This window comes from Vibrio spartinae (assembly GCF_024347135.1).
In the GTDB taxonomy this organism is placed as follows: domain Bacteria; phylum Pseudomonadota; class Gammaproteobacteria; order Enterobacterales; family Vibrionaceae; genus Vibrio; species Vibrio spartinae.
Window position 1 is genome coordinate 544,113 of sequence record NZ_AP024908.1, and the last position, 21,008, is coordinate 565,120.

Annotated in this window: 19 protein-coding genes; 9 read left to right on the plus strand and 10 right to left on the minus strand. The window is 46.5% G+C overall.

The window, feature by feature from the left end; genetic code table 11:
* Window positions 1–78 precede the first annotated feature (78 nt).
* The 3 genes from OCU60_RS20225 (at window position 79) to OCU60_RS20235 (ending at window position 2,814) form a co-directional block, all read left to right on the plus strand.
* Window positions 79–1,284, plus strand: a complete 1,206-nt coding sequence (locus tag OCU60_RS20225) for a sugar efflux transporter (protein WP_074374898.1) — start codon at window positions 79–81, stop codon at window positions 1,282–1,284.
* A gap of 232 nt (window positions 1,285–1,516) precedes the next feature.
* Window positions 1,517–2,047: a GNAT family N-acetyltransferase gene (locus OCU60_RS20230; protein WP_074374897.1), complete on the plus strand. Its 531-nt coding sequence runs from the start codon at window positions 1,517–1,519 to the stop codon at window positions 2,045–2,047.
* Window positions 2,048–2,133: 86 nt separating this feature from the next.
* A complete protein-coding gene (locus OCU60_RS20235; protein WP_083602763.1) occupies window positions 2,134–2,814 on the plus strand; it encodes a beta-phosphoglucomutase family hydrolase in 681 nt (226 codons plus the stop codon).
* 83 nt (window positions 2,815–2,897) lie between these two features.
* Here the strand turns inward: OCU60_RS20235 and OCU60_RS20240 are convergent, their stop codons facing one another.
* A complete protein-coding gene (locus tag OCU60_RS20240) occupies window positions 2,898–3,374 on the minus strand; it encodes an FKBP-type peptidyl-prolyl cis-trans isomerase (RefSeq protein WP_074374896.1) in 477 nt (158 codons plus the stop codon).
* A 252-nt stretch (window positions 3,375–3,626) separates the two neighbouring features.
* Here OCU60_RS20240 and OCU60_RS20245 point away from each other — a divergent pair, with 252 nt between their 5' ends.
* Complete coding sequence (locus OCU60_RS20245; RefSeq protein ID WP_074374895.1) at window positions 3,627–4,241, plus strand: OmpA family protein; 615 nt, start codon at window positions 3,627–3,629, stop codon at window positions 4,239–4,241.
* Between the two features lie 88 nt (window positions 4,242–4,329).
* Here the strand turns inward: OCU60_RS20245 and tkt are convergent, their stop codons facing one another.
* The gene (gene tkt / locus OCU60_RS20250) at window positions 4,330–6,321 is read right to left on the minus strand and encodes a transketolase (protein ID WP_074374894.1); all 1,992 of its coding nucleotides are present in this window, start codon (window positions 6,319–6,321) and stop codon (window positions 4,330–4,332) included.
* Window positions 6,322–6,405: 84 nt separating this feature from the next.
* Complete coding sequence (tal, locus tag OCU60_RS20255; protein ID WP_074374893.1) at window positions 6,406–7,356, minus strand: transaldolase; 951 nt, start codon at window positions 7,354–7,356, stop codon at window positions 6,406–6,408.
* 434 nt (window positions 7,357–7,790) lie between these two features.
* Here tal and OCU60_RS20260 point away from each other — a divergent pair, with 434 nt between their 5' ends.
* Window positions 7,791–8,780: a sugar-binding transcriptional regulator gene (locus tag OCU60_RS20260; protein ID WP_074374892.1), complete on the plus strand. Its 990-nt coding sequence runs from the start codon at window positions 7,791–7,793 to the stop codon at window positions 8,778–8,780.
* Between the two features lie 168 nt (window positions 8,781–8,948).
* Here OCU60_RS20260 and OCU60_RS20265 read toward each other — a convergent pair whose 3' ends face one another.
* The 3 genes from OCU60_RS20265 to moeA all read right to left on the minus strand — a co-directional run bounded on the left by OCU60_RS20265 (window position 8,949) and on the right by moeA (window position 11,924).
* Window positions 8,949–9,785, minus strand: coding sequence for a sulfurtransferase (locus tag OCU60_RS20265; RefSeq protein ID WP_182289154.1), 837 nt, complete (start codon window positions 9,783–9,785; stop codon window positions 8,949–8,951).
* Between the two features lie 118 nt (window positions 9,786–9,903).
* Window positions 9,904–10,677 (minus strand): molybdopterin-synthase adenylyltransferase MoeB, encoded by a 774-nt coding sequence (moeB, locus tag OCU60_RS20270; RefSeq protein WP_074374890.1) that lies wholly within the window; start codon window positions 10,675–10,677, stop codon window positions 9,904–9,906.
* A gap of 11 nt (window positions 10,678–10,688) precedes the next feature.
* Window positions 10,689–11,924, minus strand: a complete 1,236-nt coding sequence (gene moeA / locus OCU60_RS20275) for a molybdopterin molybdotransferase MoeA (RefSeq protein WP_074374889.1) — start codon at window positions 11,922–11,924, stop codon at window positions 10,689–10,691.
* A 253-nt stretch (window positions 11,925–12,177) separates the two neighbouring features.
* Here moeA and folE point away from each other — a divergent pair, with 253 nt between their 5' ends.
* Entirely contained in the window at window positions 12,178–12,834 is a 657-nt protein-coding gene (gene folE, locus OCU60_RS20280) for a GTP cyclohydrolase I FolE (RefSeq protein ID WP_074374888.1), read from the plus strand.
* A 183-nt stretch (window positions 12,835–13,017) separates the two neighbouring features.
* Here the strand turns inward: folE and OCU60_RS20285 are convergent, their stop codons facing one another.
* From OCU60_RS20285 to OCU60_RS20295, 3 genes are all read right to left on the minus strand, one after another.
* Window positions 13,018–15,636, minus strand: coding sequence for a pectinesterase family protein (locus OCU60_RS20285; protein WP_074374887.1), 2,619 nt, complete (start codon window positions 15,634–15,636; stop codon window positions 13,018–13,020).
* Window positions 15,637–16,000: 364 nt separating this feature from the next.
* Window positions 16,001–16,651: an isoprenoid biosynthesis glyoxalase ElbB gene (elbB, locus tag OCU60_RS20290; RefSeq protein WP_074374886.1), complete on the minus strand. Its 651-nt coding sequence runs from the start codon at window positions 16,649–16,651 to the stop codon at window positions 16,001–16,003.
* A 58-nt stretch (window positions 16,652–16,709) separates the two neighbouring features.
* The gene (locus OCU60_RS20295; RefSeq protein WP_074374885.1) at window positions 16,710–17,657 is read right to left on the minus strand and encodes a LysR family transcriptional regulator; all 948 of its coding nucleotides are present in this window, start codon (window positions 17,655–17,657) and stop codon (window positions 16,710–16,712) included.
* 154 nt (window positions 17,658–17,811) lie between these two features.
* Here OCU60_RS20295 and yjjG point away from each other — a divergent pair, with 154 nt between their 5' ends.
* Window positions 17,812–18,486, plus strand: a complete 675-nt coding sequence (gene yjjG, locus OCU60_RS20300; RefSeq protein ID WP_074374884.1) for a pyrimidine 5'-nucleotidase — start codon at window positions 17,812–17,814, stop codon at window positions 18,484–18,486.
* A 124-nt stretch (window positions 18,487–18,610) separates the two neighbouring features.
* Window positions 18,611–19,312 (plus strand): GntR family transcriptional regulator, encoded by a 702-nt coding sequence (locus OCU60_RS20305; protein WP_074374883.1) that lies wholly within the window; start codon window positions 18,611–18,613, stop codon window positions 19,310–19,312.
* Between the two features lie 139 nt (window positions 19,313–19,451).
* On the opposite strand, the gene OCU60_RS20310 is transcribed toward OCU60_RS20305, so the two are convergent.
* Complete coding sequence (locus OCU60_RS20310) at window positions 19,452–20,159, minus strand: hypothetical protein (RefSeq protein WP_074374882.1); 708 nt, start codon at window positions 20,157–20,159, stop codon at window positions 19,452–19,454.
* 284 nt (window positions 20,160–20,443) lie between these two features.
* Here OCU60_RS20310 and OCU60_RS20315 point away from each other — a divergent pair, with 284 nt between their 5' ends.
* Window positions 20,444–20,968, plus strand: a complete 525-nt coding sequence (locus OCU60_RS20315) for an NUDIX hydrolase (RefSeq protein ID WP_074374880.1) — start codon at window positions 20,444–20,446, stop codon at window positions 20,966–20,968.
* The last annotated feature ends 40 nt before the right edge of the window (window positions 20,969–21,008 follow it).

Below are 21,008 nucleotides of genomic sequence, written 5' to 3' on the forward strand. Positions count from 1 at the left end.
AATGAATCGTCCCAGTTTTCTTACTGAATTGAGTTGATTCAGAGCTTGTCGATGTTTTGAGCATAAAGGAATTATTGGATGAAGTTTGAACTTTTTAGAGGGAATTCAGGGGTATATTTCTGGTTAAATGGACTAGCAGCAATGGCTTTCTCATTTATTTTACCAGTGATGAGCTTGTTTCTTATCGAAGGTTTAGGCATTGAACCGATGTATATCGGGATTTATACAGTGGGTACTGCAATTTCTACCATTCTAATTAGTCAGATATTAGGACGTTTGGCAGATAAAGGCATCAATAGTAAAACATTGTTGCTGATCGCAATTGGCTTTCTTTGTCTGGCGGCATTATGTTTCTCTCTACTGACGCAATTCTGGCAGGCGATTATTGTCGGTTGGTGCTTTATGGCATTTGGTGCGTCATCGATTCCGCTGCTACTGGCAATGATTCGGCGTTTCGCAGAGCAGTCTGGTAAGGACAGTACCAAGCTTAATTCTCAGATGCGTTCTTCGGTTTCACTGGTTTGGATTGTCGGTCCGGCTCTGGCTTTTGCATCGGTTGGTACTTTTGGCTTTCGGGCAAACTTCACTCTGGCTGCGACTATTGCGCTGCTCGTTTTTGTGATGGTATGGCGATTGTTACCGTCTGCATCAAAACCGGCGACCTCCCAAACCGCTCATCATGAAACTGTGCCCCCTTTTCCTTATAAAGTCTGGTTTCTTGGGATTGGTATTTTATTTGCGAACATGGCCAATAGCACTTATATCAATGCGATGCCACTCTTTATCACCAAAGAACTCGATTTGCCAGTTTCATATCCGGGAATTTTTATGGGATTGACTGCCGCATTAGAAATACCCGTGATGCTCCTTTCCGCATCTTGGTCACACCGCTTCGGCAAAATGCCGTTGATGATGGTGGGTTTTGTCATTGCCATGTTTTTTTATATCGGCATTCAATATGCTTCGACCATAGAATGGTTGTTGGCTTTGCAATTGTTAAACGGCCTTTTTTACGGAATTTTCGTCGGTTTGGGGATTACGCTTCTACAAGACTCGGCACCGAAGCGAGTGGGGCAGGTTTCTGCTTTCTATACGAACGCGATGTCAGTCGGCACGATGTGTGGTACTTCATTAATGGGCTTCGTTGCACAACAATATGGGTTCCGCAACGCGATCTATATTTCATTCGTTGCCATTGTGATTTCATTGATTATCTTTCTGATGATTCATTTACATGAAAGTAAGCGGGACAGGCTTGCCGAACAACAATTACCGCTTTTGTGAGCCGTTAGGTTCCTATTGCGTGTAACCCGAGTAATTGTATGTAATTGAGCTATATCACGGTAGAAAAAACTGAATGTGTTGCGGCAGGATGTTGATTGCTTGCAAAAATAATGATGCCGTCGTACGGTGATTGCCCTGTCAGAGATTTTACCGGAATGTTATGCTTTTGGGTAAAATGATGTCAGTATAAATGTAGAGAACAGAGCTAACAGGAAGTTAGAAGGGCTATTAAATGGATATTCGAGTAGCTGAATATAATGATTTTGAAAAAATTGCCGAACTACATGCTCAGAGTTGGCAAAAGAATTATCAGGGAGTGATGGAAGCTCATTACCTTCAGGATGAGGTTGAAGAAGATCGGCGTTTAATCTGGCAAACCAGATTAATTAACCCACCGATTAATCAGCATGTGGTTGTGGCAGAAGAAAAGGGTAAGCTTTGCGGTTTTATTTGTGCGTTTGGGAATCACGATTTTGAAAAAGGTACGGTGATTGAATCGTTGCATGTTGCCTCTGAATTTCAGGGAAAAGGGATTGCAAAGTTGTTGCTGAAAGACGTCACTGAATGGATTCAGCACTATTTCTCTGATCGCGGTGTGTATATTGAGGTCATGGAACAGAATATCCGGGCCATTGAATTTTATGACCACCTCGGGGGCTTACATACGCTGGATAGAATCTGGCACTCTCCATGTGGTAGTGACGTTCCGGAATGGATCTACACTTGGGAAACACCTCAGGCGATTCTGTCTGCTATCGGATAAAACCAAGTGGGCCTGCGGGCCCATTTTTAGTCTGTTTTCTCATAAGAAAAGTGGCTGCCAGTACGAAAGAAGTAGGAAAGAAGTTTATGAATCAGCCAGAACCCGCTGCTCACGCCTCCCGGCCATGTCACATTGAGCATGTTTCTCAACCAGAGTTATTGAACCACCTTTCCCAATATAAAGGACTGATTTTTGATATGGATGGGACGTTGCTTGATACCATGCCAGCGCATGTTGAGTCTTGGAAAAAAGCATCGGAACATTTTGGCTTTCCTTTCACGGCACAATGGCTGCAAAGTATGGGTGGCATGCCGAGTATCAAAGTTGTCGGTGAGATTAACCGACGGTTTGGTTTATGTTTGAACCCGCACGATGTTTCACTATTTAAACAGGATATGTTTCGCTTACTTGATTATCAATATCAGCGCATTGCACTGACCTGTGACATTCTCGAACAAGCATACGGAGAAAGGAAGCTTGCGGTCGGTACCGGTAGTCACCGGGATAATGCACTGTCACTATTAAAAAATGCAGGATTGCTGGATAAACTGGACACGGTCATCACCGCAAGTGATGTGGAAAATCATAAACCTCATCCGGATACGTTTCTTAAAGCCTGCCACCAAATTCAACTGCAACCGGAAGAGTGTGTTGTGTTTGAAGATACCATTCTTGGGAAACAAGCTGCGCATGCTGCGGGGATGGATTGTTTTTTAGTCACGGAGCAGGGGCTAGTGTTTTATCCACTGATCAATAAGGCGTCATGAGCTGCATCGCGAACGATGTGAACTGATGATGATAAGAGCTGCATGAGCAGCTCTCTTGATTTTGGTATGACGGATAATAAATACTACTGAATATCGATGAGTTCAACGTCAAAAATGAGTGTTGAGCCTGCAGGAATTGTAGCAATGCCGCGATTACCGTAGGCTAGCTTTGCCGGAATAAATAAGCGCATTTTCTGGCCGACAACCATCAATTGTAATCCTTCTTGCCAACCTTTAATGACTTGTTTAACGCCAAAAGTAATCGGTTTCTTGCGTTCAACTGAACTATCGAACACTTTACCGCTTAATAATGTCCCATGATAATGCACCGTAACTTTATTGGTCGATATTGGGTGTTGCGTGCCGGTCCCTTCTTCCAAAATCTGATATTGCAAACCGCTTTCTGTTGTCACAACGCCGGCCTGTTGTGCATTTTGTTCCATAAATGCTTTTCCTTCACTGATATTCTTTGCGGCTGTCTGACTTCGTTTCCAGTTCCGGTAAAGAAAAATAGCGGCGATGACAAACATAAAGAGCGAAAAAATATAATTTTTATCCATGATGAATCTGTTCCTTGGGTTGAATCAATGCTCCCATCCACAATCAATCACTCGAAGACGCTGCCGATGAGAGAAAGTATTGTTGAATGAGTTTTTCGTCTGGGAGCTTGCAGATAGATATATTTCATCGAAAAGAGCGGGTAAAGGCAATCTTTGTTGTCTCACAATCAGGCAAATGTCGAAAAATCAGCTATAAAGTTTTTATGATTTAGCCGATAAAGTGAGTATGTCGGAAATGAGGATCGTGAATCAATGAAGTTTATCGTTTATCTATTAAGCTTCAGTCTTTTCGGGTGTGGTTCACTCGTCACTGAGCGTTTGTTTGATGACAATTTGCTGGACCGGGCGCCCAAGAACAGCTCAGATGTCATTTATCCTGAGTGGGGGAAACACCCTAAAGCAACGCGCTCTGGTGTTCAGGGGCCGCAAGGGCAGAAGAGAGCCGATAGCGCTTATCTATCACTGCAACGGTTTTTGCTCAAGAACCGTATTGATTACGAAGTCTTACCGGGTCAGTTTATGGTTGTTCGGGTGAAGCGGACCATTCAATTTGCGGTTGGTTCTGCGAATGTGAGACCGGAATCGCGGCTCTGGTTAGAAAAAATCAAAAACTATCTGGCAACTGCATACGGTCTTGAGTTGGTGATTGACGGGCATACGGATGACCTTGGAGATTCTCGTTACAATGATAAATTATCGAAAAAACGAGCTGAAGCCGTCAAACGAATTATTGCGAATAATCGTGTTTCTCTCGACTCGATATACACCCGTGGGTATGGTGATGTTATTCCGGCATGTACCAATCAGACGCAAAAAGGGAAAGCGTGTAACCGACGTGTCGAACTGTTCTTTATTCTGCCAAGCTAGTTTATTTATTGGGTCACGATTCAAAAAAACGCCAGCAATTTGCTGGCGTTTTTGTCATGATGTTTGATTCACTGTTTTTAAAAAAGGTTTACCCCAAAGACAGTGCCACTTCCACGACATTATCTACGGTAAAGCCGAACAGTTTGAACAGTTCGCCAGCCGGTGCCGACTCACCAAAGCTATTCATACCGACAATGCGACCATTGAGGCCGACATACTTGTACCAGTAATCCGCAATCCCCGCTTCGATCGCAACTCGTGCAGTCACTGAAGCTGGCAGTACCGCTTCACGGTAAGCGGCATCCTGACGGTCAAATGCATCGGTTGAAGGCATGGAAACCACACGAACCTGCTTGCCTTTCGCTGTTAATTCCGCTGCCGCCTGAACGGCTAAATCAACCTCAGAGCCGGTGGCAATCAGAATTAAATCCGGGGTGCCCTGACAATCTTTCAGGATGTAGCCGCCTTTGGCGATGTTTGCCACCTGAGCCGCATCACGCGCTTGTTGCGCCAGATTCTGACGAGAGAAAATCAGCGCAGTCGGGGCATCTTTGCGTTCAATCGCCAACTTCCAAGCCATCGCGGATTCAACCTGGTCACAAGGACGCCATGTGCTCATGTTCGGTGTCAGACGCAGTGAAGCAATTTGTTCAACCGGCTGGTGGGTCGGCCCGTCTTCACCCAAACCAATGGAATCATGGGTGTAGACCTGAATGTTCTGCACTTTCATCAGCGCTGCCATGCGCATTGCATTGCGCGCGTATTCCATAAACATCAGGAAGGTCGCACCGTAAGGAATGAAACCGCCATGCAGCGCAATCCCGTTGATGATGGCCGTCATGCCGAATTCACGCACACCGTAATGAATATAGTTGCCGGATGCATCATCGGTCGTCAGTGATTTCGAGCCAGACCACATGGTCAGGTTAGATGGCGCAAGGTCAGCCGAGCCACCCATGAATTCAGGCAGTAACTTGCCGAAGGCTTCCAAAGCGTTTTGCGACGCTTTACGAGAAGCAATCGAAACCGGATTGGCTTGCAAGTCAGCAATAATTTGGCTGGTTTGCGTTTCCCACTCCGCAGGCAGTTCACCATTGACCCGACGCTTGAATTCAGCCGCCAGCTCAGGGTAAGCCGCCTGATACGTTGCGAACTGCTCATCCCATGCCGCTTCTTTCGCTGCGCCGGATTCTTTCGCATCCCACTGCGCATAAATGTCAGCCGGAATCTCAAACGGGCCATATTCCCAACCCAGTTGCTCACGTGTCGCTTTGATTTCATCCGCACCCAGTGGCGCACCGTGGCAATCATGAGAGCCGGATTTGTTCGGTGAGCCAAAACCAATCACGGTTTTGGTACAAATGAGTGTCGGACGTGAGGTTTCCGCTTTGGCTGCGGTAATCGCCGCTTCAATTGCCGCCGCATCATGTCCGTCGACAGCCGGAATCACATGCCAGCCGTACGCTTCAAAGCGTTTCACGGTGTCATCCGTGAACCAACCGTCCACATCACCGTCAATCGAAATGCCGTTGTCATCCCAAAACGCAATCAGTTTGCCCAGCCCCAAAGTACCGGCCAAAGAGCACGCTTCATGAGAAATTCCTTCCATCAGACAGCCATCACCAAGGAAGGCATAAGTATGATGGTCAACAATATTGTGCTGCTCACGGTTAAACTGCGCGGCAAGCGCTTTTTCCGCAATGGCCATACCGACCGCGTTGGTGATGCCTTGTCCGAGCGGCCCGGTAGTGGTTTCAATCCCCGGTGCATAGCCGTACTCCGGGTGACCCGGTGTTTTTGAATGTAGCTGACGGAAGTTCTTCAGGTCATCAATCGACAGGTCATACCCCGTCAAATGCAACAGCGAATAAATGAGCATCGAGCCGTGGCCGTTAGAGAGCACGAAACGGTCGCGGTCAGCCCAATTCGGATTTTGTGGGTTGTGGTTCAAGTGAGAGCGCCACAGCACTTCAGCGATATCCGCCATCCCCATCGGGGCGCCGGGGTGACCTGAATTGGCTTGTTGAACACCATCCATACTTAACGCGCGGATTGCATTCGCGAGATGTTTACGGTTCATAATTTTTTCCAACAGATTATATAAAGATTAAAAAGCGGTATAAATAGAAAGAGGACTGTGGGTACAGTCCTCTCAAATATCGTCTTAAAGCTGCTTGCTGATCATCACTTCCAGCTTGCCTTGGTCAATCGCGAAATTGCGAATCCCCTCAGCCAGTTTCTCAACTGCCATCGCATCCTGATTATGCTCCCACAGGAATTCAGCGTGAGTCATTGGTTGCGGGCGTTCTTGAACGCGAGTTGCCGGAGTGAGTTTCACATCGACTTGGCTTTCGGTTTCTTCCAGCGTCTGGAGTAATTGAGGGCTAATGGTCAGGCGATCACAACCAGCGAGTTCGAGGATTTCACCGGTATTACGGAAGCTGGCACCCATCACGACAGTGTCATAACCATGTTCTTTATAGTAGTTGTAGATTTTCGTGACAGAGAGAACACCCGGATCTTCATTCGCTGCAAAGTCGCGGCCTTCTTTCGCTTTGTGCCAGTCCATGATGCGGCCGACAAATGGTGAAATCAGGTAAGCTCCGGCTTCTGCACAAGCGCGGGCTTGCGCAAAAGAGAACAACAGGGTCAGGTTACAGTTGATACCATCTTTTTCGAGCACTTCAGCGGCACGAATGCCTTCCCATGTGGAAGCGACTTTAATCAAGATGCGATCATTGCTGATCCCGGCATCGTTATACAGACTGATGAGCTTGCGAGCTTTTTCAATGGTCTTCTCGGTATCGTAAGACAGGCGTGCATCAACTTCAGTCGAGATACGGCCGGGAATACTTTTCAGGATCTCTTTACCAATGGTGACTGCCAGCATGTCACTGGTATCTTCAAGCTGTTGTGCTTTGTCATCACTTTTAGATTTGGCATAAGCGACGGCCTGATCGATAAATGCTGCATACTCAGGAATTTGGGCGGCTTTTAGAATCAACGATGGGTTCGTTGTTGCATCTTGGGGCTGATATTTTTTGATGGCATCAATCTCGCCGGTATCAGCAACGACAGTGGTATATTTGCGAAGTTGTTCTAGTTGATTGCTCATATTCCGATCATCCTCTTTTAGGGCAAAAGCACAGCTGAAAGACAAACATGACATTATGAGGGTGTCTGTTTCAAGAGCTGGCTTGATAAATCTTCAACATTTGTACCATTGCTCTGAACATATGATCAAATGTTGAGTAAATGATAGGTCCATATTTATCTGAACGATTGAGAAAGTCAACGGCTATCATGAATTTATTCTAAGTAGTGCTGATATTCAGAAAATGTGGTGAGTTTTTCCTGTTATTTTATCGTTTTTTCCTAAAATAAGTATCATTTTTCAGTTAAAAATACGGTAGTTCTTTGTGAGCATTTGTCTTGTTGTTGAACATTTGATATATAGGTAAACATTGTTCATGATGATATTACTGCCGCTTTAATTGTCTTGAGTGGGTAAATCATTACTGCTGTGAGCCAGATGCATTGGAGGTGTATATGACGGGGTTGCAAGAGATATCCGTTGAGGATTCGGATCTACTGACAGAGATTTCGGTTGCCTATTATCAGGATGGTGCAACACAGGAAGAGATCTCTAAGAAATATGCGATCTCCAGAGCCAAAGTGGGGCGGATGCTGAAGCAAGCCCGGGATGAAGGCATTGTCGAAATTACGGTGAAATATCATCCGGTATTCAGTGCAAAAGTCGAGCAACGATTGATTGAGCGGTTTGGGATTAAGCGTGCCCTCATTGCCTTGGATCAACCAAAAGAGGCGCAACAACGTCAACAAATTGCCGGGCTGGTTTCGAATTATTTATCCAGTTCACTCAAAAGTGGTCAGGTGATCGCTGTGGGTCAGGGGAGAAATGTCTCGGCTGTTGCTCACCATGTGGGGGTAATTTCACCGAAGGATGTCAAATTTGTTTGCAGTATGGGTGGGATTCACCCACGGGGCGGCATGTTTAACGCAGACCATATTTGTCGCCAGTTGGCAAAAAAATATGGGGGGACATCGGAGACCCTCTATGCACCGGCATATGCCGTGAACCGAGCGCAGAAACTGGCATTTATGGAAAATGATACCATCAAGCAAACGCTGGACTTGGCGAGAAAAGCGGATGTTGCGCTGGTCGGTATTGGCGATATGAGTGAGAACAGTTATATGGTGGACTTAGGATGGTTTACACCACAGGAAGTGGTTCAGTCTCGTCTTGAGCAGGGGGTTGTCGGTGATTTTGCCGGATATGATTTTTTTGATATTTACGGGCAGATTGCCAAAACGGCGATGAGTGATCGAATTATCGGATTAAGTATTGAAGAATTCAGACCGATTGCTGAGGTAATTGCCATTGCCGCAGAAAATAGTAAGCCATTGGCGCTATTAGGGGCCTTGCGTACCGGTGCCATTGATGTGATTGCAACCAGTGTGTCCAACGCGCTGACGATTCTCAACCTTGATGAGCAAATGAGCTTTAAATCAGTGTAACCGCGGTTACACTGAGGTGATGCAAGCAGCGCTGCGTCATACTTGATGCTCAAATATCCGTCATCGTGACCAAGCCTGCGTGCTCAAGTCACACCGACTCAGACACCGTGAGCGAGATGATATTGTGTCCGTTCACCGTGTCTTGTCTGGTTATCCGATATGCTTGTTTCATTTATCTGTTGCGATGGGATGCTGGGATGATCCCCATTCGGTCCATGAGCCGTCATAGACTTTCAGGTTTTGATAACCGCAAATATATGCTGCCAGCAGAACAATACAAGCTGTCACACCAGAGCCACAACTGAAAATATACTCATCGGCATCATGAGGCAGTGTCTCTTGTAGTACTGTGCGAAGTGCTTCCGGTGATTTCAGCGTGTGTCCATCGATGAGACATGTAAACGGCACACAGACTGAATGAGGAATATGGCCGCTCCGAATACCGGCTCTGGGTTCGGCCACGGCACCCGAAAAACGCGCCTGAGAACGGGCATCGATTGTCAGGCTGTTTTGCTGCATGATTTGCCCGAGGACATAGTCGGCATCCACAAAGAAATCAGGGGTGAGCTGACCAGAAAAATTACCGGGTGCTGTCGGCTTCTGAAAGCGCGTCGCAAGCGGATGTCCCTGGCGTTTCCATTCGGGCAATCCCCCGTTGAGAATATAAACGTGTTTATGTCCCATCACCTTGAGCATCCACCATGCCCGGGGAGAAGCCAGTGTGCCGCTGTTATCGTAGACGACGATCAGTGAGTCCTGATTGAGTCCGATTTGGCGGGCACATTGATTGAAATGCCCCTCGTTCGGCATCATATGTGGCAGGTAGCTATCCGGATCGCAAAATATCTTATCGTAATCAAAGCGCCGCGCACCGGGTATGTTATGCACGGTATCTTTTTCCGTTTCTGAGGGGATTTGAAAAGCAATACTGCTGTCTAAGATGACCAGTTTCGGGTCGGATAGATGTTCTGACAGCCATTGCGGTGAGACAAGTGGTGACATGATTTATATTCCTTCTATTGTTCAGTGAACGCTCATCCGGGAGCTTTTTAGATGAATTTGTGACATTGTCACTGAATTGTATTAAATCAATTGTATTAAACAACTGTATTAAACAACTGCATTAATCAACTGTGCTGCAACAGCAGACCGGGCAGTTCTCTCGCTGGGGGAGTTTCATTACTTGCCATGACAGTGTCATCGCATCGAATAACAGCACTTTCCCTCGCAACGGTTGGCCATAATTTGCCAAGACTTTGAGCGTTTCCAGTGCTTGCATTGCCCCAATTACACCGACGACTGGTGCGAGTACACCATTTTCGACACAAGTCGGGGTATGATTGCCAAATAATGTACTGAAGCATTGATAACAAGGTTCACCAGCTTGATAGGTGAAGACACTTAAGAAACCTTCCATACGGATTGCAGCACCGGAGATAAGCGGTGTCTTACTTTGAAAGCAGAGTTGATTGAGCTGATTACGGGTTGCAATATTGTCACTGGCGTCCAGAACGGCATCGTGATGTTTCATCAGTGCCAGTAGCGCAGGCTCGTCAAGCCGTCGCGCAATGGTTTCAATCTGGAGGTAAGGGTTCAATTGACGCAGCGAATCTGCCGCAGAATCGACTTTCAGCCGCCCGATATCCTGATCAGTATGTAAAATTTGCCGCTGAAGATTGGATAATTCCACCACATCATCATCGACCAGTGTGATGTTGCCAACGCCTGCACTGGCAAGGTACTGGCTGGCTGCGCACCCCAAACCTCCGGCACCAATGATGAGCACCCGACCTTCTTTCAGCGCTTCTTGTCCCTCAAAATCAAACTGTTTCAAGATAATCTGGCGGTTGTAGCGCAGATGCTCGTCATCACTGAGCAGCTCGTCATGCGTCGTCATGTTGTTTCTCTCTAATATAGCGCTGGATTAAACGGTTCGATAGTGACGGTTTCACCGGCTTCAACGGACCCGCGTTGCTGTTCAAGAACAATGAAGCAGTTGGCTGCACTCATTGCGCGGAATGCGCCGGAACTTTGATTTCCCGCGTTATCGACAACGATTTGTCCATTATCCACGCTAAAAACCCCGCGTTGATAATCGGTTCGGCCGGGGGATTTTTTAAACGCAACCTGACTGACCGCTTGCATCTGCACAGGTGCTTGCCATTGGGTGTGACCCGCAAGTTTGGCGAGCATCGGTTGAACTAAAACATATAAGGTCACCGCTGCAGAAACCGGATTACCCGGCAGCCCGCAAAACAGCGAATGATTCAGTTTACCGAAAGCAAAGGGTTTACCCGGCTTAATGGCTATTTTCCAGAAATTAATTTTGCCGAGAGATTCGAGAATCGTTTTAGTGTAATCGGCTTCTCCGACACTCACGCCGCCCGACGTTATGACAACATCTGCAAGCGATTGTGCTTTTTGGAATGTTTCAGTGAGTTGGGTCTGATCATCGGGAATGATCCCTAAATCGAGCACATCGCAACCGAATTTTTCGAGCATGGGCCGAATGGCATAACGATTACTGTCGTAGATTTGTCCTGCGTCGAGTGTTTCACCTACGGGTTTGAGTTCATCCCCGGTTGAGAAAATGGCAACTTTGGGCTTGCGTAGCACCAGTACCTGACCAATTCCCAGTGATGCCAACAGTGGTAAATCTCTGACGGTCAGACGACTGCCGGCAGGGAGGACAACCTCATTCTGCTTGAGATCATCACCTTGAGGACGAATATTGGCCTGTGCTTTCACGCGAGAGGTAAGGAAGCGAATGCCTTCAGCAGTTGATTCGGTTTTTTCCTGCATAATCACGGCATCACAACCCGTTGGTACGGGGGCGCCTGTCATGATTCGAATACAGGTATTTGTCGGCCAATCTCCGCTAAAAGGCTGTCCGGCAAAGGCTTTTCCCGCAAGAGGGAGTGTGTCTGTTGTGGTAAGGTCTTGCGTACGGACGGCATAGCCATCCATTGCTGAATTATCAAAAGGGGGCACATCAATTGGAGAGTGGACATCTTCGGCGAGAACATGACCTAATGCCGTTTCGATGGGGAGTTTTTGACTGATTTTTAGCGGAGAAACATCAGCCAGCATGGTTTGAATCGCATCTTCAATTGGGAGAAGTCCTTGGGTATCACAGCATCCCATATCTGTTTATCCTAATTCGCATTGTATGATGTTGAGGGGGTACTTTAGCATGAATCGTTGCATTCCGAGTGTGCTTTCATGAATATTTTAATGCAATGTGTTGCATTTTATAGGGCAGGTATACGGATTCATTCGTAAATCATAATGCACTGAGGGGCTTCTGATTTCCTGCCTTAAATTGTGGATGTAATTATGACAAATTCCGAGTATCCTTGTCAGCCATCCGGAAGGGTTGAATCAGAGAGGTTATGTCATGTCAGGTCTGAGCGAGTCTGCTTTGCTGGTCAAAAATGCACTCGAAAATCGTGGTTTAGAAACGCCGATGCGTCCGAATCCTATTGGGCGAGAAGAGAAGAAAGAAAAAATAGAATATCACATGCGTGAAATTCTCAATCTGCTCGGACTGGATTTAACGGACGATAGCCTTGAAGAAACACCGCATCGTATTGCTAAAATGTATGTGGATGAAGTTTTTTCCGGCCTTGATTATTACAATTTTCCGAAGATCACCTTGATTGAAAATAAAATGAAAGTCAGTGAGATGGTTCGGGTCAAAGACATTACCGTAACAAGTACCTGTGAGCACCACTTGGTCACCATTGACGGAAAAGCGGCTGTTGCCTATATTCCCCGAGGCAAAATTATCGGTTTATCGAAAATTAACCGGATTGTTCGCTTCTTTTCTCAGCGTCCGCAGGTGCAGGAAAGAATGACCCAGCAGATTCTGGTGGCGCTACAGGCGTTGTTAGAAACGGATGATGTTGCGGTAACGGTTGATGCGACCCACTATTGTGTCAAAGCTCGTGGCGTGATGGATGCAACCAGTGAAACGACGACGACGGCATTGGGGGGACTGTTCAAGTCTAACCCCGCGACGCGCTCCGAATTTTTACATGGTCTTTTAGGTTAATAGTCTTTTAGGTTAGCCTCTTATGGTTAACTGTGGCTGAGGTGAATGACCGCTTCAGTTCATCGATCGGTTAACATAGAGAACAGGTTCAAAGAGAAAACCGAGTGGTTAGAGCCCCTCGGTTTTTTTATGGATGTTGCAAACACATCAGTCAAAAACACGTTAGTCAATAAAATGCTTGAATCAGAACGTGTCACGCGATGGACGGGGAAGTTGTCTCGCAAGGTGATGGAGTGAAGGATTCTGGTGGATGGCCTGAATCACGAGTTGAGCAATCCGTTGTGCGCCTTGCTGTTGAAAGTGGGTGGTATCGGGTTTGGCGAATGAACCAGTCCGATCGGCATAGTAAGGATATTGTGTCGGATCCACGGCCAGCCAGATTGATTTCCATTCATCACCGGTTGTCTGATTCGCCATATCAATGACCAGAGCCTGTAGATCGATCAGCGGTACATGATTGAACTGTGCGGTGTCTTCAACCGTTTGGGTATAGTTTCCGACATATTGATAGCCGTTGTCTGCATTCTGTGTTGTGACATGCTGTTTTGCCGTAATGGGCGTGCCATTACCGCCATACAGACTTTTCGCTCGAGGCACCGGGGTGATCAACACTGGATGCATGTGATGACGACGGGCAAAATTCAGATATCTTTCCAGTGAGTGCTGGAAGGAATTGTGCCATGCCAAAAATGGGTATTGAGGATTGCCCCAGGCATCATTCGGGTAGGTACATAAGTTTGCCACATCAACCGCTCCTCGCCCTGCTTTTGCACCGTTGCATTTCTCATCATTGTGTCCAAACTGAATGAGCAGGAAATCATGAGGCCGGACAAGCGAATCGATTTGGCTGAGCCAGCGAGCATTGATGAAATCTTTGGAACTTCGTCCTGAGCGAGCAGCATTGACCACCTGTAACCGACGACCATTGGATACCATATCAGCAAATGCCTGTCCCCATCCCATGCGTGGATAAACCGTATTGTCATAGTTTGAGACGGTTGAATCACCGACGAGAAAGATCCGACGTTTAGCCGATTGGATTTGTTGCTGAGTGTCAGCAAGCTGTTCACCGGTGACTTGGTATCCTGCAACGGTTTCTGCGGCAAGGATCGAATGAAATGACAGGTCGGTCAGGGCGGTTTTTGCCGTCAATCCGGTGTGAGTATCATAGCCGCGATTATGGATGACCTGACTGGCAAGTTTACGAATGATCGGCTCATAGAAATCACCATAACTGACAGGATCCCACGACTGTTGCGCATCAATCCCATATGCGTCGGCCACAGACTGGAAGGCGGTTCTGAAATTTTGCTGTGCTTGTTGGAGTACCGTTGCTGAAAAGGCCGGTAGTTTATCCATATCATTCAGCAAGGCCGGGCCGTTAATCCCTTCATGCGCAGCAAGCTCGGAAACGATCAGGTCACTGAACGGATTGACATTGCCGATCGCCGTGCCGTTATTGGTGATGTCACTGACCAGAGCGCTGGCACAGACCGATTGGTAGGAATCTCTGTGGAGACAGGAAGCACCACTTTGATCGTCAACCGCAACCAGAATCGGTGGCGTCATGCCTGCAATTGAGGCTTGATAGTATCCGGCGGAATCAGTCAGGGTCGTGACTGTCTGGCCGCTACTGCCTTTCAGATGGACATTGGCAGGAAAACTCATCCGTGCATGAATGACCTGACCTTTGAGCATACTTTGTGGACCGAGAGAGACATCGGGTTGCCAGCCGGACAAAATATGACTGCGGGTATATTGTGCCGCATCGGTATCACTCAGTTGTCGTCTTGCCGTATCGGAAGCGTCGGCTGTGCCGGCTCCGGTATTCTGATATTCCCAGAAACGACTGTCTTCAGGATAGAACCAGATCACATTGCCGTTGATGTCTTTACCGCTCATTTTATCCCAACCGAAAATATGATCGTCTACATCACAGTTGATGAAAGCGGTGTGGCCGATTGCATTCGGATCGGCATAGCGGCCATCCTCGAATGTCCGGGTGGGATGCCAAGGGCGTCCCAGACCATAACTTGCAGCCGGAACCGCTTCTTCTTTTGACAACTGACAATCTTTAAATACGAGACCAAAAGGAGAGTTGATGTTCGTGCTAGGGGCGGTGAGATAACCTTGAATGTTACCCGGTGACACATCATCACGATAGCGAGCGATCAACTGACTGTTTTCGAAAAGAGCTGTGCCTTCACCGAAGATAAAATCGACGGTTCCGGTAATCACGGAGTTATCAACGTAGGTGTGTGGTGCGCGGAGATAGACTGTATCCTGATAGCTCACCAGCCGGACATCTTTAAACTGTGAGTGATCCGCTTTGGTCGAAACCAGGAGCGCAACGGCTTGTGTCCCACGGAGCTTCGTCGGGTCATCATCACTTTTAGCTTGATTGGCCGGAAAATCAAACCCGTTTTTGATGGTCAGAGAACGGGCAGTGAAATTAGCGGCATTGATGTACACGGTGCGGCTGCCGGATGTACCGTATTTCTTGCCATTTTCATCCAATGTGCCATTGGCGGTTGTCGCGGTAATGACCGTTTGATCGCGATTTTCACCAATGAGCATCACATTGGGGCGAGAGACATTGAGTTTTTCGTGATAAATGCCATTGGTGACATAGATAACATACGGTCTTCCATCATCCGGAGCACTGTTAATCGCCTCCTGGATTGAAGTAAAGTCCGCAGAACCATCTAATGCAACCTTACTGTCATAGAGTGGGGCTGCGATGGCAGAAGAAAGACAAAGGAGGGAAGAGAGTCCCAAACCCGTCGTTGTCAGGTGATTCATACAGAGGTTCCTTCTGTTATTGGTTATGCTGTTATTGGTTAAAATAAAATAAAGTTATTTTAATTTTGAAATGGTGTTTTATTTTATAATTTTCAGAATAGATTAACTGTGATCAAATGAATAAGCAAGCCACGAATGAGTGATAGAATGGTCAATATGTGAGCAGGAATTCATTGATAAGTGAAATGTCTGGGTGAATCAATGACATCTCTTTTGTTTGCATAAGATGGAAGCGATGAATGCTGAGAGATTAGAGATTAGAGATTAGATGGTTTGGCTGTGAGGATTTAAAAACGATCGGAGATGCCGATCGTTTGTCAGTGATCTGAGGGTATCGTTGAGAATCGATACGATCTTAAAAAGCTTAAGCCAGCTCGACGAGTTTCTTGACCAGTTTATCGATGCCTGAAGCGGCTTCTGAAACACTGCCCGCCAGCATATAGGCTGGTGTCGATAATACGTTGTGGCGTTCGTCATAAACAATATCATCAACCGGACAATTGATATGTTCACCACCGAGAGCCTGAAATGCAGCGGCCATATTGGGGTCATGGCCGATTGTGCCACGAACGCCTGCTTCGTAAATCATTGGGATAATCGCCGGTGCAATGCACAGATAACCAGCCGGTTTTCCTGACTGGGCGAACGCCCGACATGCAGAAGCTACGTGAGTGTTGATACTGCATTCTGCGCCATTGATAGCAAAATCTGTCAGATTTTTCGCGGCACCGAATCCACCCGGTAACAGCAGTGCATCATATTCGCTGGGATTGATGGTCGAAAGGTCGGTAATCTGGCCACGAGCGATGCGGGCAGACTCTGTCAGAACATTTCTTTTCTCTTCGGTGACATCACCGGTTTTATGGTTGACGACGTGGTGTTGCTCAATATCGGGAGCAAAACAATGCCAGCTTGCACCTTGACGTTCGATAGCAAGCAGTGCCAAAACACTCTCGTGGATCTCCGCTCCATCGAAGACACCGCAACCGCTTAAAATGACAGCTATCTTTTTCATGTTGTAATCCTTTCTGTGATTCAATTGTGTCGTGATTTGTATAAGCCTAGCATGATTTTTACCGTGCTGAGACTGTCGGTTCAATCTGTTGAAATGCCTGATCCCAATATGGTGTATCGATACCGAATTTTGATTGAATGAAGTCAATAAAAAGGCGCACTTTATGCGGCAGATACTGCCTGTCTGGATAGACCGCATAAACCGCATGATTTGGTAGGTGATAGCGAAACATAACGGGGATCAGCAGCCCTGCGGTTAAATCTTTACCAATCATAAATGTCGGGAGCTGTGCAATCCCTAATCCGTCCAATGCTGCCCGACGAATGCCTTCACTGTTATTCATGACCAGATTTCCTTTGGGAACGACTTTATATTCTTTGTCTCGCTGGTGGAATGTCCAAGCCTGTCCACCACGAAAATATGAATAGAGCAGGCAGTTATGATGACGGAGATCGGTTGGGTGTTCCGGTAATCCGAACTGAGCGACATACTCGGGAGATGCACACAGCACGGATTGACAGTCGGTGAGGCGTTTGGCGATCATATTCGACATCGGTAAACGGCCGATTCTGATCGCCAGGTCGAATCCGCCCTGCAACAGATCAACCATTTGATCTTCAAGCTCGACCTCGATATCGAGTTTCGGATACTGCTTCATAAATTCACTGATATAAGGGGCGATATGCCGGACGCCAAACGACATCGGGGCCGCAATCTTCAGTTTTCCCTGAGGCTCTCCCTGAAGTTCTAACACCGAATCCAGCCCTTGTTTTGCATAAGACAGAGACTGAGATGCATAAAAATAAAGTCTTTCTCCCGCTTCGGTCAGATGAATTTTTCGCGTGGTACGATGAAATAACCGCACGCCAAGCATTTCTTCGAGCTGGGTCAGACGTTTACTGACCGCTGACTTGGTAATATTGAGCTGGCTCGCCGCTGCGGAAAAGCTGCCCAATTCGACAACAGCAACGAAAATCGGTAATGAAGAAAATTTAGGACTAATCATTAATGTTGACCTACAGGAAACAGTTAGTTTCTTTAGTAAGGGATTATAGCCAATTCAAAAACAGTATAAACTGATTGTACACAAATGATCGGCAGATGCATTTGATCGGCAGAAGCATTGTGAGGGTGAGCAGTATGATACAAAAGGATAATTTATGAAATTTGACTGGATCTTATTCGACGCGGATGAAACCTTATTTCATTTTGATGCGTTTACTGGGCTGGAGAAAATGTTTTCCGCTTTTGGTGTGGACTTTACCCCAGAAGATTTCAAACAGTATCAAGCACAAAATCAACAGTTGTGGCGCGATTATCAAGACGGAAAACTTGATGCAGCGACCCTGAAACATCAGCGTTTTACGACATGGGCTGCACGGCTTGGTCAGACGACCGAAGCATTGAATCTCGGTTTTTTTCAGGCAATGGCCGAGATCTCTACACTACTACCCGGAGCCAGAGCTTTACTGGAACAGTTACGCGGGCAGGCTCAGCTCGGGATTATTACCAATGGTTTTATCGATTTACAATCCCACCGTTTGGAAAAGCACGGTCTGACCGATTATTTTGCTCAAGTGACAGTTTCTGAACAAGTCGGTGTCGCCAAGCCGGATCCGGCAATTTTTGCCTATACGCATCAACAGATCGGTTATCCCGAAAAAAGTCGAGTGCTCATGGTCGGTGATAATCCAGTGGCAGATATACAGGGGGGGCACCAATATGGGTTTACCACGTGCTGGCTGAATACCGCTCAGCAATCGATTCCCGAGCATGTTGTTTGCCACTATGAAATCCAATCTTTAACCGAATTATCAGCGGTGATTTTTGCCTGAATATCACCGGACACGGTTTGAGCGGTCTGACGGAAAAAGATCTCATTGTATCCGCAGAGAAAGCCCGTTAAATTGAGTGTATTCGTTTCTTTATTGTGACAATGTCACTTTGAGTTGGTTATCCGTGCAATACATTAAAATTAAAGAAACCATTGCCGAACAGATAGAGCAGGGCATGTTGGCCGCTGGGCAGAAATTGCCTTCAGAGCGACAACTGGCTGAAACATTTGCCACCACTCGGGTGACGTTGCGTGAAGCTTTGTCGTTGCTGGAGACCGAAGGATTGATTTATCGGGAAGATCGTCGGGGCTGGTTTATTGCACCGCCGCGGATCGACTTCCCCTTATCAACGGCTGAAGACTTTCTCGTTCTGGCAGAAAAACAGGCACGTCAGGCGAGTTTGTCGGTCATTCGTGCGAAAAATACACTGGCGAATAAACAGGTGAGTGGCTGGCTTCAATTGGGGCCTTTTGCTGAAGTGTATGCTGTAGAAATGTTGCGTTATCTAGAGAAGCGTCCGGTTTGTCTGGTTCGTTACTGGGTTCATGCTGAGAAACATACAGTACAGAATTGTGATGCAGCGCAAGAGTTATTTGCATGGCTCCGGCAACGAGAATCACTGCATGAGCTCAATGTTAGTGATAGTGTCACTGTTGGTTGCCTGACCGGTGAAACAGCGGTCAGGCTTCATGCTGCCCCGGGGACTCCGGCAATTGTGATAGAAAGAAAGGTGTATCGTGGTGAGTATCCTGTCGCAGCAGAAATCACCATATGGCGGCATGACACTTTAACCGTGACTTCAAATGCTGTGCATTTGTCTCAATGAATTTTTCCCAATGAATCGGTTTGTCTGTCAATTGATTGATATGAATCGAATGAGCCTGCTGAAAAGGATTTCGGGATGTTTCGTTGTTGATATGAAACATCCCGTATTTAATACTGAAATATGAAATAAACCGGTTTATTTAACGATAAATACTTTCATGGATATTGATCTGCTTGCGCGGTTGCATCGCAGCATGGGTTTTTATGTAGAGTTGCGTTGACACTGCTGAGTAGCTGATGAGCGCATAACACAGTAGTTCAGTGCCTTCCTCGACAATGTTTTTTACATTACGAATATAGCCTTCTTGCATGACCATATGCCAGAAGCTCCCCATCCCAAATAACCGTGAAAACGAAATTAAAATGATGACGCTACAGACTAACAAGCGCATGTTGGGGATGCTGAGAATTTCAGCCATTTCATGGAATACCTGATCTTTCCCTCGCCATGCATAAATCAAAGCGCTGATGGTGACGAGAACAGCCGGGTAAATCCAGAAACCATGCCATATATGATCAAACAGGAAGTCGAGTTCTCGGATAAATAAGACCATAAAAAAACCGCTAATCAGGATAGCTGCATGACGTAGGGGCTCATGACAAGCCTTGATCCGATAAAACGCGATGACCGCAACACCCAAGAGAATTTGTTGAACATACTCGGTGACAGAGGTTTCACCAATATAGTGGTCTCCGTACAGGTAGTCGAGCCAGAGACAGGCAATTGCCAGTACACTTGATCCGAGGACGCCCAGTATCAACATACCGGTATCAATCCATATTTGCTTCGTTTTCTCGTGTTGTTCATGTTGAACATGAATCGATGACGACGAGTGTTGATTTTTCATAGTAGTCACCTATTATTGATAATAGTATATATTTATTTTATTAATCAAAGACATATTATATAAATTGTTTCACTGCTCATGTGTTGCAGTGCAAATTGAGAAAATATGTCAGATCAAACAGTAATCATCCTTGGTTCATGGTACTTTGTTCCGGCTTGCTTCGAGATATGGAACTCGAAGTACTGAAAATATTGCATTTTATTTTTTGCTAACTTATTGTTTTTATGGCCGATGGTCATCAGCATTTGCAATTGATTAGCAAGGACAGACAAGGAGAAGCCCTTATGAGACATCTGGCCACATCAGTCGATCCTGAGGTGCAAGCCCAGAAGGATTTTCAGACACAAGTTCGTCTGGCTAGTCGAGCGATTGTGCTGAACAAGCAGAACGAAATTTTAGCACTGTATACCGACCGTTTTGATGATTACAGTCTACCGGGAGGCGGGTTAAGAGACGGTGAAGACCCGATAGTCGGCATGGTTCGTGAGCTGCAAGAAGAGACCGGCGCCTACAATGTGCACAATATCCAACCCTTAGGCATTTATGAAGAGTTCCGGCCGAAAGGCACCGAAGCCGGACAGGTTGTACATGTCGTCTCTTATTGTTATGCCTGTAAAGTTGCTGACCAACTCAAAGAACCCACACCGGAAAATTATGAGATCCAGAACGGAAGTCATCCAGTTTGGCTCGATATTCATCAGGCTATTGCGCATAATGAGCAGGCGTTGATGGATCCATCCCATCATGGGGAGAATCTGGGGCGGGAAACATTTCTACTCCGGTTGGCTGCAAAAGAATTATTGATTTAGGAAAAGTAATCGTATGGGTAAAGTAAGACTGGCTTTATTG

Bases quoted from the DNA above. Each gene is read 5' to 3' on its own strand.
- OCU60_RS20225 (WP_074374898.1), top strand. From the start codon at position 79: ATGAAGTTTGAACTTTTTAGAGGGAATTCAGGGGTATATTTCTGGTTA.
- OCU60_RS20230 (WP_074374897.1), top strand. From the start codon at position 1,517: ATGGATATTCGAGTAGCTGAATATAATGATTTTGAAAAAATTGCCGAA.
- OCU60_RS20235 (WP_083602763.1), top strand. From the start codon at position 2,134: ATGAATCAGCCAGAACCCGCTGCTCACGCCTCCCGGCCATGTCACATT.
- OCU60_RS20240 (WP_074374896.1), bottom strand. From the start codon at position 3,374: ATGGATAAAAATTATATTTTTTCGCTCTTTATGTTTGTCATCGCCGCT.
- OCU60_RS20245 (WP_074374895.1), top strand. From the start codon at position 3,627: ATGAAGTTTATCGTTTATCTATTAAGCTTCAGTCTTTTCGGGTGTGGT.
- tkt (WP_074374894.1), bottom strand. From the start codon at position 6,321: ATGAACCGTAAACATCTCGCGAATGCAATCCGCGCGTTAAGTATGGAT.
- tal (WP_074374893.1), bottom strand. From the start codon at position 7,356: ATGAGCAATCAACTAGAACAACTTCGCAAATATACCACTGTCGTTGCT.
- OCU60_RS20260 (WP_074374892.1), top strand. From the start codon at position 7,791: ATGACGGGGTTGCAAGAGATATCCGTTGAGGATTCGGATCTACTGACA.
- moeB (WP_074374890.1), bottom strand. From the start codon at position 10,677: ATGACGACGCATGACGAGCTGCTCAGTGATGACGAGCATCTGCGCTAC.
- moeA (WP_074374889.1), bottom strand. From the start codon at position 11,924: ATGGGATGCTGTGATACCCAAGGACTTCTCCCAATTGAAGATGCGATT.
- folE (WP_074374888.1), top strand. From the start codon at position 12,178: ATGTCAGGTCTGAGCGAGTCTGCTTTGCTGGTCAAAAATGCACTCGAA.
- OCU60_RS20285 (WP_074374887.1), bottom strand. From the start codon at position 15,636: ATGAATCACCTGACAACGACGGGTTTGGGACTCTCTTCCCTCCTTTGT.
- elbB (WP_074374886.1), bottom strand. From the start codon at position 16,651: ATGAAAAAGATAGCTGTCATTTTAAGCGGTTGCGGTGTCTTCGATGGA.
- OCU60_RS20295 (WP_074374885.1), bottom strand. From the start codon at position 17,657: ATGATTAGTCCTAAATTTTCTTCATTACCGATTTTCGTTGCTGTTGTC.
- yjjG (WP_074374884.1), top strand. From the start codon at position 17,812: ATGAAATTTGACTGGATCTTATTCGACGCGGATGAAACCTTATTTCAT.
- OCU60_RS20310 (WP_074374882.1), bottom strand. From the start codon at position 20,159: ATGAAAAATCAACACTCGTCGTCATCGATTCATGTTCAACATGAACAA.
- OCU60_RS20315 (WP_074374880.1), top strand. From the start codon at position 20,444: ATGAGACATCTGGCCACATCAGTCGATCCTGAGGTGCAAGCCCAGAAG.